The sequence below is a fragment of the Desulfobacula toluolica Tol2 genome (assembly GCF_000307105.1).
In the GTDB taxonomy this organism is placed as follows: Bacteria; Desulfobacterota; Desulfobacteria; order Desulfobacterales; family Desulfobacteraceae; genus Desulfobacula; species Desulfobacula toluolica.
In genome coordinates, this window is the sequence record NC_018645.1 from 2,880,754 (window position 1) to 2,893,494 (window position 12,741).

General features: G+C 41.2%; 9 protein-coding genes. 5 read left to right on the top strand and 4 right to left on the bottom strand.

Translation table 11 applies throughout. The features are described from left to right. Positions 1 to 84: 84 nt before the first annotated feature. From TOL2_RS13240 to TOL2_RS13255, 4 genes are all read left to right on the top strand, one after another. On the top strand, positions 85 to 663 hold the full coding sequence (locus TOL2_RS13240) for a Tgt2/MlaC family protein (RefSeq protein WP_014957932.1): 579 nt from the start codon (positions 85 to 87) through the stop codon (positions 661 to 663). A gap of 35 nt (positions 664 to 698) precedes the next feature. Then, the gene (locus TOL2_RS13245) at positions 699 to 3,212 is read left to right on the top strand and encodes an efflux RND transporter permease subunit (RefSeq protein WP_014957933.1); all 2,514 of its coding nucleotides are present in this window, start codon (positions 699 to 701) and stop codon (positions 3,210 to 3,212) included. A 173-nt stretch (positions 3,213 to 3,385) separates the two neighbouring features. Further along, positions 3,386 to 4,390 carry a biotin synthase BioB gene (locus tag TOL2_RS13250; protein WP_014957934.1) on the top strand — a complete coding sequence of 335 codons (1,005 nt, stop codon included), beginning with the start codon at positions 3,386 to 3,388 and terminating at the stop codon, positions 4,388 to 4,390. A 327-nt stretch (positions 4,391 to 4,717) separates the two neighbouring features. Continuing rightward, positions 4,718 to 5,977, top strand: coding sequence for a C45 family autoproteolytic acyltransferase/hydolase (locus TOL2_RS13255; protein WP_014957935.1), 1,260 nt, complete (start codon positions 4,718 to 4,720; stop codon positions 5,975 to 5,977). Here TOL2_RS13255 and TOL2_RS13260 read toward each other — a convergent pair. The 4 genes from TOL2_RS13260 to TOL2_RS13275 all read right to left on the bottom strand — a co-directional run bounded on the left by TOL2_RS13260 (position 5,968) and on the right by TOL2_RS13275 (position 11,257). After that, positions 5,968 to 6,948, bottom strand: coding sequence for an alpha/beta hydrolase (locus TOL2_RS13260; RefSeq protein WP_014957936.1), 981 nt, complete (start codon positions 6,946 to 6,948; stop codon positions 5,968 to 5,970). The two genes, TOL2_RS13255 and TOL2_RS13260, sit on opposite strands and share 10 nt — an antisense overlap. Before the next feature lie 2 nt (positions 6,949 to 6,950). Then, the gene (locus TOL2_RS13265; RefSeq protein WP_014957937.1) at positions 6,951 to 7,652 is read right to left on the bottom strand and encodes a hypothetical protein; all 702 of its coding nucleotides are present in this window, start codon (positions 7,650 to 7,652) and stop codon (positions 6,951 to 6,953) included. Between the two features lie 320 nt (positions 7,653 to 7,972). After that, positions 7,973 to 9,841: a 3-deoxy-7-phosphoheptulonate synthase gene (gene aroF / locus TOL2_RS13270; protein ID WP_014957939.1), complete on the bottom strand. Its 1,869-nt coding sequence runs from the start codon at positions 9,839 to 9,841 to the stop codon at positions 7,973 to 7,975. A 369-nt stretch (positions 9,842 to 10,210) separates the two neighbouring features. Continuing rightward, positions 10,211 to 11,257, bottom strand: coding sequence for a lipid A deacylase LpxR family protein (locus tag TOL2_RS13275; protein ID WP_148278114.1), 1,047 nt, complete (start codon positions 11,255 to 11,257; stop codon positions 10,211 to 10,213). Between the two features lie 418 nt (positions 11,258 to 11,675). Here TOL2_RS13275 and corA point away from each other — a divergent pair, with 418 nt between their 5' ends. After that, positions 11,676 to 12,740 (top strand): magnesium/cobalt transporter CorA, encoded by a 1,065-nt coding sequence (corA, locus tag TOL2_RS13285; RefSeq protein ID WP_014957941.1) that lies wholly within the window; start codon positions 11,676 to 11,678, stop codon positions 12,738 to 12,740. Position 12,741 lies beyond the last annotated feature (1 nt).

The window sequence follows — 12,741 nt, forward strand, 5'->3', positions numbered from 1 at the left end:
TGGTATGTTGTTGAGGTACGCGACTTTCAAACGTAAGATCTTACAAACCTGTTAAAAGAAGAAATGCAAAAAAGGGATATTGCTATGAAAACCATTATGTTTTTTATACTCTCTTTGCTGTTACTGGAATGTTCACCTGCCTGGGCAACGGCAGAAGATGCCCAGGCATTTTTCAAGACCAAACTGGATAACGTGCTTTTAGTACTCAAAGAGAGTAATCTGGATGACCAGGCAAAAAAAGAGAGGGTGATGCAGATCATAATACCTGTTTTTGACCTGGAGCTTATGGCCAAGCTCTCCGTGGGCAAAAAATACTGGAGCGGTTTTTCCAACACCCAGAAACAACGCTTTACCGATGCATTCCGCAAACGGCTCCAGGCCTCCTACCTGGGCAGCATCATGAAATTCACCACTGAAGAAATTTTGTACCAGACGCCCTTGAACGAACGAAAAAAGATCTACCTTCCCCTGAAACTGATTTCCGGGGACACCCGCTATGAGATGCTTTACAAACTGTATGAGTCACAAAATACCTGGAAAATTTATGATGTGGAAATAGAGGGTGTCAGTATCATCAGGTCATACCGAGCCCAGATCAATGAGATATTGGGCAAAGCCGACTTTGAAGAACTGGTGCAACGATTTGAAAAACCGTCACTCTGACAGGATGCCGTAATTTTACCGGCAATGTGTTGTTTATGAAGCTTTTGCATTTTCTTTTTATTGGATTTTATGACCGGTTTGTACTTAAAAAACCAGGCATGGTCATCCTTTTGTTGTTGATGGTGATCGGGACGCTGGGGTATCAGGCAAGACATTTCCGGCTTGATGCATCAGCAGAATCCCTGTTGCTGGAAAATGACAAGGACCTGCAGTATGCAAGAAAAATTTTTGCCCGTTACGATTTACAAGATTTTCTTTTAATCTCATTTACCCCAAAAGAAAACCTGTTTTCAGATGCCTCCCTGACCACATTGTCCCGGCTGAAGGATGATCTCATGGCATTGCCAAGGGTTACGTCGGTGGTTTCCATCCTGGATGCCCCTTTGCTGGAAAGCTCTGGTGCAACCCTCAAGGAGATGGCCCAAAACATCATGACCCTTCAATCTGCTGAAGTTGACCGCAGACTGGCAAAGCAGGAACTTTCCAAAAGCCCCCTGTATCAAAATCTCCTGGTAAGCAATGATTCACGGCACACTGCAATTCAAATCAATTTTCAAAAGAATATAGAATACCTTGACCTGCTGGATCAACGCAACAAGATAAATAAAGAACTGATAAATGAAAAGGCAACCCCTGCCCTGCAAGCAGAACAAAAAGAAATCACCAGGAAAATTCATGATCAGCAGGAACGTATAAGAAAAGCAGAACACGAAGATATCGCGGCGGTGCGGAATGTTATGAAAAAATACCAGTCCGCAGGCAAATTATTCCTGGGAGGAGTAGACATGATTGCGGACGATCTTCTCACCTTTATCCGCAATGATCTGAAAATATTCGGCACCGGCGTGTTCCTGCTTCTGGTACTTACCCTGGCCCTTATTTTCCGGCAGATTCGCTGGATCATCCTGCCGCTGACGTGCTGCGCAGGTGCCGTAATTTCCATGATGGGAATTCTGGGGATGTTCCAATGGGAAGTGACCGTGGTCTCCTCCAACTTTATCTCCCTGCAGTTGATCATAACTCTTGCCATGGTCATCCATCTGATTGTGAGCTACCGGGAACTGCTGCAGCAAAACCCGGAAGCCGGACAACAGGAACTTGTGCTGGCCACACTCCGGACAAAAGCAAAACCCTGCCTTTATGCAGCCCTGACAACCATTGCGGGATTCGGTTCCCTGCTGTTGTGTGACATCCTTCCTGTGATCACCTTTGGATGGATGATGAGCGCCGGTATTCTGGTCTCCCTTTTGATCACCTTTCTGTTCTTTCCGGTCGGTATGATGTTAATGAAAAAAAAGTCTCTTTCCAAAAATAATGAAGGCTTTGACCATTTCGCAACCCAATGGCTGGCAAAATTTACCCACAGGCACGGTAATGCCATCCTGGCTGTTACGGCAATCACCTTTATCCTGTCATTTGCGGGGATTGCACGGCTGGAGGTGGAGAACAGCTTTATCGACTATTTTAAGAAAAATACTGAAATTTATCAGGGCATGAAAATAATAGACCGGAACCTGGGGGGAACAACCCCCATGGATATTGTGATTCAATTGGAACCACCCCATACCCCGGTGCAGGTTGCACAACAAGAAAACACCTTAACAGACGCCCATAACGATAATTCTGATTTTGAAATATTTGACGAGACTGACGAGGCCGGGGATGAGGAAAAATACTGGTTTACCTCAGACAGGATGACTAAAGTTTTGTCCATCCATGACTACCTGGAAAACCTGCCGGAGATCGGCAAAGTACTTTCCCTTGGAACGCTTTTACAGATTGCCCAGCAGTTTAACAACGGCAATCCCCTGGACAATTTTCAACTGGCCCTTGTGTACAGTGAAATTTCTGATGAAATGAAAGCCAGGATACTCACCCCCTATGTTTATATTCCCAATAATGAGGTCCGTTTTTCACTGCGCGTCATGGATTCTTCAAAAACGCTGAAACGGGATGCCCTGATCAAGCAAATCAGATCCGACCTGATACATCAGCTGAAAATCCCGGCAGATCAATTCCGTATCACCGGGATGATGGTGCTGTACAACAACATGCTGCAAAGCCTTTTCCATTCCCAGATCCTGACCCTGGGCATGGTTGTGGCAGCCCTTTTCACCATGTTCATGATCTTGTTTCGTTCATGGAAAGTTTCCCTGATAGCTTTGTTTCCCAATCTTTTTGCATCCGGGTCAGTACTGGGTATAATGGGATGGTTTGCCATTCCCCTGGACATTATGACCATCACAATTGCCGCCATCAGCATAGGTATTGCCGTGGATGACACCATCCATTATATCCATCGGTTCAAGCACGAATTAGAAATAGACCATAACTATACACAAGCCATGTACAGAAGCCATGCAGGCATTGGACATGCACTCTACTATACTTCCTTGACCGTTATTATTGGATTTTCCGTCCTTACCCTGTCCAATTTCCTGCCAACAATCTATTTTGGCCTGTTCACCAGCCTTGCCATGCTGATTGCCCTGATCGCCTGCCTTACCTTACTGCCCTATTTGTTGATCCGTTTTAAACCTTTTGGGTAGGCGATAAAAAACTCTGTACATTACGTCACCAATGCATTGAATCGGCTTTTTTCCAGTGAATATTTCTTTACACTGATTCTAAATATTGATATTGAGTGGTTAAAAAAAACATTACTTGTTTCAATTTTTCACTTATTTCAGACCGGATACGTCACAAAAAGGAGAGAATCAAAATGAACACTCATGATCTTATTAAAAAATCTTATAATGGTGAATCATTATCTCAAAAGGAATTAGTACATCTGTTGAGTGTTCCGTCTGATTCTGCCGAATCTTATTCAATCATGGCAGCAGCAAACCGTATCTCAAAAGAATTATCCAATGGTCATGCGGAAATTCATGCACAATTTGCCCTCAACCTTGCTCCATGTCCATGCAATTGTATGTTTTGTTCTTTTGCAAATGCAAACAACATATTTACTGAAGAAACCACCCTCCTCCCGGAAGAAGCAATAGCATATGCCAAACAATTTGAGCAAAATGGTGCCAATGCTATTTTTGTAATGACAACAGCAAAATATGCGTTTGATCAGTTTATTGAGATGTCTCAGGAGATCCGGCGAAATTTGAATTCCGGCACAACACTCATCGCAAATGTCGGAGATCAGACACTGAAAAATGCAAAAAAAATAAAAGACGCAGGGTATACCGGCGTATACCATGCTCTTCGCCTTCGCGAAGGTTCAGACACGGGTCTTTCTCCTCAAAAAAGAAAAGACAGTATCTGCAACTTTAATGAAGCCGGCCTTGTTGTCGGCACCTGTGTCGAACCGGTCGGCCCGGAACATACCAATGAAGAGCTGGCACAAATGATTGAATTTACGGCATCATTCAATCCAGCTTACAGCGGTGCAGCCAGAAGAATTACAATTCCAGGCACACAAATGGCTCAACTGGGAATGATCACCGAGCTTCGTATGGCACAAATTGTTGCGGTAACACGCCTTGGAATGCCGCGAACCGTTATGGGAAACTGCACACACGAACCCTGCACTCTGGGTTCCGCTGCCGGAGCAAATCTGTTCTGGGCTGAACTTGGTGCCAACCCCCGTGATATAAAAGCACGAACAGAAGAAGGCAGAGGTGATACCATTGAGCAATGTGCATCTCTTTTTATGGAAAGCAACTGGGATGTTTTGAAAGGACCGTCAAAATACTATAATGGATCTTTATCATAGCATTTAACAAATCAGGTTTGAGATATCGGCTAAGGCTGCTATCCATACATTTAAGGTATCACAACATCCAGATGAATTACTTAATTAGACCAGAGATGATACAATAATTAGTATAATTTTGAAAATAATAAATTTGGCTTAAACAACACTATTTTTTTGATTGTTTAAATATGGTATTATTGTATTTATAATTATCTCCCGAAAAATTTCTAAGACTGATTTTAATTTAATCTTTTTTCAACCTTCAATCCGGAGATGTTCCAGCATAAAGACAACAAAAGTTATACCATTTTAATTTTGAAAGCTGAACATAAGGAGGAGACCGTTATGATTAAACGGATTATAAGAATCACTTCTTTGACCATGCTTATTTTTCTTGCCCAGGGATGTACAAAACTGCCTGAAAATAAAATTGACCTTTATCAAAGATCAATGGTTATTCAAAATAAAAATGCGGAAGAATCCATTCTTGCCAAGGCAGTTCTTAAACAATCCAATGATCCTGATGTGAACCACATTAAAGTTCTTCATCTCAGGGGAACGCCTTATGAAATGGGATTTCAGCATGGACGGCTGTTAAGGCAGGATGTCCGGGCCTGTATAAACCATATTATGAAAATCGCTGCTTTGTATGCATCAACCGACATCATGGATGAAATATATGATCTTATGGAACCATATATCCCTGTTGCCGAAAAAGAGGAAATGCGGGGACTTGCCCATGGGGCCAATCTCCCATTGCGGCTTGTACACTGGATGCATGCCATACCTGCCGTGTCTGAATACAAGTATAAAAAAAGATTCTTAAAAAAATTTAAAAGCACCAGTTGCAGCAATATCATGGCATTCGGCAACGCCAGTAAAAATGGTGAAATGTTTCAGATGAGGGTCCTTGACTGGAACAGGAGACTGGGTGCCCAAAACTGGCCAGTCATACTCGTTCATAAACCTGATGTCGGCAATGCCTCGGTAACATTCTCGTTTGCAGGATTTATAGGGTGTGTATCAGGGATGAACGAAAAGCAAATGGCTTTCGGCGAAATGGGATATGGAAATCCGGAAGGTGAAACCCTTGAGGGCATACCCTTTGTTTTTCTTTTCAGAAAACTGATGCGGGAGGCAAACTCCCTTGAAGATGCTGTAAAAATCATAAAAAATGCCAAAAGAACCTGTTCATATGTTTATCTTATAAGTGACGCAAAAAAAACAAAAAACCAGGTGAGCGGCCTGATATTAATAACGGACCGGCAACGGGTTATCACATTTAAGGAAAATACAATTCTTAAAGATGAAAGGGATGGTGATATCTATCCTGCACTGGATGATGTATTGTATGCAGGTGCAAAGTCCAAAGAATTGTACCAGACCCTTAAAGAAAATTATGGCAGTATTTCAACCACCATATTAATGGAAATCTCAAAAAAAGTATCGCTAAAGGGAAATATTCAAAACGTTATTTTTAAACCTCAAACACTTGAAACATGGTCCAGCTATGCTGCAAATGACAAAATGGACAAACAGGGAAAAGCATGCAATCAAAAATGGTTTTATTTTGATTTTAAATCGCATTTGGAATCTTACCGATGATGTATCATTGCTTCATACGGCAGATTTAATTTTTTTCTGAAAAAATCAAGGGATTTGTGTTTTACATAATCAATGTACAAGATTGCTGAATAGTGGCCTGCAAGCAAATAAATACTTTCAGGGTTTCCAATTTTTTTTCTCAGCTCTTTTCCCTTTTTATATGGAACAGCAGTGTCAAAAACAGCAAGAATCATCAGGCTTTTTTTTGCATCTATATATCGGGCATAATTTAACGGATCACAGGTTATAGTCTGCTTGAGTTCATTGTGGAATTCATCCAGGGTAACATGATTTTCATCCATATACCGTGATCTTTTTTTTCTAATTCCCTTTTCTTTTGAATAACTCAATATATAGGGAAGATCCCCGCCTGCCAGGGCAAAAACACTTGCTTTGATACGCTGATCAATTGCGGTTACAAGAGCGGCCTTGATACCGCCCATGCTTATGCCGAAAACACCGGTATTATTTTCATCAAGATCATTTCTTGTTTTGATCCAGTCCAGAACCTGCATGTGATCAATAATAATCTGGCGCAGAACGGGATCTATGTTATTAAGAACTTTTAATTTTTTATAAGAATTATTTCTGTGTACTATCACGGCAGCATATCCGTTTTTCACAAAAAACCTGGCAAAGCTTTTAACAATGGTATTGGGCCCGCCAAGAATGGGCAAAACCATAATAACCGGTCTTTTTATATTGCCAGGTATGCCGTAATACTCTATTTTTATCTCTCCTGCACCTTTAACACTATTCAGAGAAGAAAAAAGTTTTATCTCTTGTACAAAAAACCCTTTTTTATTTTTTTTAATATTTATTACAGGATTTTTTGAATGGGAGGTGTATTGATATTTTTCTTTGATCGCTTCGGGAAGGAGTAGCGGGCCGTTATAATTTTCATCCATGGGATAATGGGCACAGGATAAGGCAAAAAAGAACAGCGCAAAAAAACATATGACAAGCTTCATAATTAAAAATCAAACCCGAATTTTATCATGCATTGTGTTTCAGAACCTGAAACTGCAAACTCAAGGATTGTTTTTGAATTCGTATATTGCGAAATACTTTTTGTAAATTGAACTGTGAATTCATTGTTAATTGGTTTAAAAGCGGCACTGGCTCTTGTGTCATAATAAAAAGAGCTTACTTCCAATTCACAGTCAGACGGGTCTAAATTTGCATTGTTGAAAAGATGAGCATCAAAACGCAGGCCAAATATTTTTTTTTGATCATCTTTCAGATTTGAACGATGCCGTAAATAGCTTTTTTCATCGGCGTATTTAATATATTCAATTTTGGAAAAATTGCTTATTTTTGTTTCAAGCCTATTGATTTTTTTGCCTGTCCTGGTTTGACGAAAAAGATCTTCAATGGCTTGCAACGTAATTTTTTCAACCTTTTTCCGACGCAGATAACCCTCATGTTCCAATTCATCATCGCCTGGTTCAAACCCCATTTCTCCGGTTTGAAAATATGAATCATGGATTGATGAAAATTCTGTATCCTTTGACATAAGTTCTTTGTCGCCAAGCAGTTTTGCCGTCAGATAATCAAAACAAAAACCTGCTGTTACAGGTTCAGCCAACAGTGGGGGACAAATAAAAAAACAGAATAAAAAAATCAGAAGTATGGTGGTTGTAAGCTTGCTTTTTTTACAAAACTTTCTTCCCATGATAAACCTCCCTACCTAAGCGCATGGGCCAAAGTTTTTAATCAAGTTCTTTTTAATATGGCAAGAACATCAGCAAGAGACATTCTTGCGTATAGGCAGAAAATTTTATACGGATACTTACACAACAAATCAGAATATAATTCATTAATTAAACTATAATAATAATATAAAAATAATTCAACTAAAACTTGATTGTCTTGAAAAAGAATAGTACAAAGAAAGTTTTTAAGCATCCCAGATTCAAACATGAACTGCATTCAAATCAATTATATTCAAATCATTCGTGTACAAATAAGGGATGCCTGTTTTTAAAAAAGCCTTTAATATCGTCCTAAAATTCTTAGGTTTTCAGATTTCTCCCGGAGCATTTCCATTGCGGGTGCAAGTTCCGGTGTTTCAATATCCGCTTCAAGATCTGCGTAAAACATATATTCCCAAGGTTTTCCCAGCATTGGCCGAGATTCGAGTTTCACAAGATTGATCTGGTATTCTGAAAATACTTTCATAACTTCATATAAAGCACCAGGTTGATTGCCGGTGGAAAAAATAATGGATGTCTTGTTCACTTTTTTATGCCCTTTGATCTCTTTGGCAATTATGGCAAATCTTGTGTAATTTCTTGGATTATCTTCAATGGATTCTTCAAGAATATTCATATCAAAAATTTTTGCGGCCATGGTTGATCCGATTGCTGCGGTATACTTATCGTCGGAATCCTTGACATACCTCACTGCACTGGAAGTGGCTTTGACCGGAACCTGCTCGATTTCAGGATATTGATCCAGGTAGTTTTTGCATTGCGAAAATGCAGGTGGCGGCGCAAGAATCTTTTTGATTTCATTTTTTGACACATTTTTATGAGCTATCAATGCATGTTTCACTCTTATGGTGATCTCGCCGATTATTTTCAGATCATATTCCTGGAGAAGATCGAAATTCTCATGGATGGAGCCGGAAAGCGAATTTTCTAAAGGAACAACACCGTACTGGCAATGCCCGGTTTGAACCGCCTGGAAAATATCCTTAAATGTTTTCATTGGAACAGGCCGAATTTCTTCGCCGAAATAGCCAAGACTTGCCTTATGGCTGTAAGCCCCGTATTCTCCTATAAAGGCGGCTGTTTTTGAATCTTTAGCTTCCATATTGTTGATGATTTCCGATTTTTTCAAATAATCAAAATCAAGCTGTTTGCCCACAACCGGTGCAATCACATAAAGATCCCGTGTCAACTGGCCGAACTGTTCCGGGTAAAGACTCTGTGGACCGTCTGACAGCGCCTGGTCCGGATTGTTGTGAACCTCAATCATTAGGGCATCCGCCCCCGCCGCAACAGCAGCCCTTGCCATGGGACTTACTTTTTCCCTCATGCCCGTTGCATGGCTTGGATCAATAATAATGGGCAGATGAGTCAATTTTTTCAAAACCGGAATGGCCGACAGATCCAGTGTGTTTCTTGTATAAGGCTCAAAGGTTCTGATACCCCGTTCACAAAGGATCACATTGTTGTTTCCTCCCGCCATAATATATTCTGCAGACATCAGCCACTCCTGGATTGTAGCGGCCAGCCCCCGTTTCAACACAACCGGTTTGTCCATGCGGCCCACACATTTTAACAGTTCAAAATTCTGCATATTACGGGCACCGATCTGAACCACATCAACATATTTCATCATCAAATCCGCCTGGGACACAGATGTAATTTCAGTGACCACGCCAAGTCCTGTCTGTTCCCTGACATCTGCGAGAATTTTGAGTCCTTCTTCTTCCAGCCCCTGGAAGGAATATGGCGAAGATCTGGGTTTATATGCCCCGCCCCTGAACAGCACCGCACCATATTTTTTCACCTCTTTTGCAATGGTCATGGCCTGTTCATGGCTTTCCACAGCACACGGTCCTGCCACAATGACAATCCTGTCCCCCCCCACCACAACATTTCCGATTTTTACCTTGGTATCTTCTGATTTAAACTCCCGGCTGGCAAGCTTGTGTGCGGTTGTGACGCGAACGGCATCGGCAATTCCTTCCATCTGTTTAAATTCATCCAGGCTTGTTGCGGGTTTTCCGATGATGCCGATGACATTTCTGCCGGCATCCATAATTTCACGGGTAATACACTTCTCATCGGACAGCATGTTTTTAATTCTATCCTTCTGATGTTCAGTAATATTGCTTTCCAGTACAAGAATCATTTTGTTTCTCCTTTGTCAAAAAATCATTTCAATCAGGCTTAAAATAAAAAAGGCCCCGGGAAAAATATTCCCAGAGCCTTAAAAATCAAAATAAAGCCCCGGGTGGCTTGATGTCCACCCGGGGCTTTATTTAAATAAAAAATAAAACGTCACACCGGATGAACGCTCCTAAAAAAGAAACGTCCAAAATTAAATATATTTATGTGTGTCATTTTATTCATTTTTTCTCCAATGTATTGGAACAATATCTACAGATCATTTCAATTCTTGTCAACAATAAAAAAAATTTTCTCTTAACAATTATGCCATTTTGAAAAACTCGGCATCAATGATATACTAATTTGCTTATTTAAATATAAAGTGTCCCGGTTAAAACGAGAGGGTCAAGGTCAAAGATCCTATGATCTGTCCCTGTTCCTGGTTGTCAAACTGTTTGGTTCGGAAAAGATGCCGGTAGGTCAGTTTGACCATATCAACGTTGAATGAAAATCCAACGGAAAGATCTGCCACCAGCCATTTTTTATCAACGCTCGGGCTGTCTTCCCAAGTGTTGCCGTCCAGAAAAATATCACGAAAGACGGCCTTAACCTGGGAACCGGCAAAAATATGCGCGCCAAAGGTTGTCTTTCCAGGGCCCGAATGTCTATTAAAAGGAGCGCCCACCCCTGCTCCGGCGCGGATGATATCTGATCCGAAATCTTTTGGAAGATTATACCCGAAGCGAATTTCACCTCCCGTGTTGGCCGATGTTCTCACATTGCCCAGGGTCATTCCGGCATGAGAAATCAGGTCATAATCCAAGGTCTTTGACAACTCCATGCTGTGCAGACGCCATTTTCGCTGCCACGACAACCTGACTGCCGGTTCATTATGAAGCTGGTTATCCCATCCCTTTGCTGTGGGAATACCCCTCCAATCATGGACCGTATTCTGAACAAATTCCCCTTTGGCAGCAGGACCTACAACACCCAGGGCAATTTCAAGCGTATCAAGGATGGTTGCGGTTTTACTGTGCAAGGCCAGCCCACAGTAAAGAAAGCCTGCATACGGTCGGTCCATTTTAGATGGTGAAGTTGTCTGGATATCAGAAGGCGTATAAATCTGATGTCCAAGCAAAATGCCTACATTGTGGGCACTTCCCCCATCACCTGAGAAAGGAATGGCTTTGATGATCGGTATGGACCATCTTGGCAGGCGAACATCATCCCTGTATCGGTTAAGATCCTTGGAAAGCCATGTGATCTGCGTGGCATTGGTGTAATACTTATCCGTGTCTCCGAAAAGATCATTTTCATAGAAGAGTTTAACTGTTTGAAGCTGAGAGGGATCTTTGGCCCAGGCAGAGGTTGAAAAAAAGAACCAATAAAAAATAATGCCGATACACCCATATTGTCTGACTATATTTAACAAACTCAAAACACACCTCTATTGTATTAAAATAAACAGTCTTAATATATTTTAATGCATTAAAAAAGAGGGTTGTCAAAAAAAACTTACCGTCACAAATCAATTATTGCGTAACGAATTTTAAAGGTTTACTATATGAGCTTCAATATTTTTAACAAAGTGAATCACTAAAGATAAAACAACAGACACGAAACCGAAAACAATGGCATGAACTTGTAAATAAAGAAAACAAAAACTTGATCCGGTCCGGCAACCGCATTATACAGTCTCCCAGCATTAAACGCACCCTTTGTTTTATTGAGCTCCACCGCTCTGATTGCCGACAGCTGGAAAGGCGTTTTAAGGAAACATCCATGAGATTAACAAAAAAAGCTGCCCGTCATGAAATCCACACAATCCTCTGCACTTCAGGTAAGGAGACCTTTTTATGGCACGATTTTTAAAAAACCGCGAAGAAAGCAAAGGGCAAAGCCCAGGAGCCCTGATTTTCATCGGGGAAAAAAAAACAACATCTGTACAGGCACGAGTGATAGATTACGATTCCACTATCCTGACTGAACAGGAATTGTCTCATATTAAAGACGGGTCACATTTCAAACAAACAAACACCGTGACCTGGCTCAATATTAACGGGCTGCATGACATTGAAAAAATCAAGGAGGTGGGGCAAAATTTTGACCTTCACCCACTTGTAATGGAGGATATTCTAAACACGGGCCAGCGACCCAAAGTAGAAGATTTTAATGCCTATATTTTCATTGTGTTAAAAATGATCCGATTTGATACGGAAACCGAAATGATCTTCAACGAGCAATTGAGTATTGTTCTGGGCGATAACTTTCTGGTGACGTTTCAGGAACAACCCGGGGATGTTTTTGAACCGGTCCGGAAAAGAATCAGACGGCAAAAATCACGCATTCGCGGCTCCGGCACTGATTACCTTGCCTATTCTCTCCTGGATACGGTTGTGGACAATTACATTCACATTATTGAGGTGATTGGAGAAAAAATTGAAGACCTTGAGGAAGTGATACTTGAAGGCAATGACACCACGGTTATGGAAAAAATCAATGCTTTTAAGCGGGAAATAAATTATTTGAGAAAATCCATCCGACCGGCAAGAGAGGCCATTCTTCATCTGTCCCGGCTTGACAGCGATCTGTTCCAAGAATCCACAATTCCTTTTTTAAAAGATCTCCAGGACCTTATCAACCAAGCCACGGAAGCAATTGACACCTATCGGGATCTGTTGACCGACCAGTTGAACATATACAATTCCGTTATGGCAAACAAAATGAACGACATCATGAAGATTTTAACCATCTTTGCCGCCATTTTCATTCCCCTTACGTTCATAGCCGGCATCTATGGTACAAATTTTGAATATTTGCCTGAACTGCACTATAAATACAGCTATGCCGTTTTCTGGACGGCCCTGATTGTCATTGCCGGGGCACTGCTCGTTTTTTTCAAACGAAAACGCTGGCTGTAGA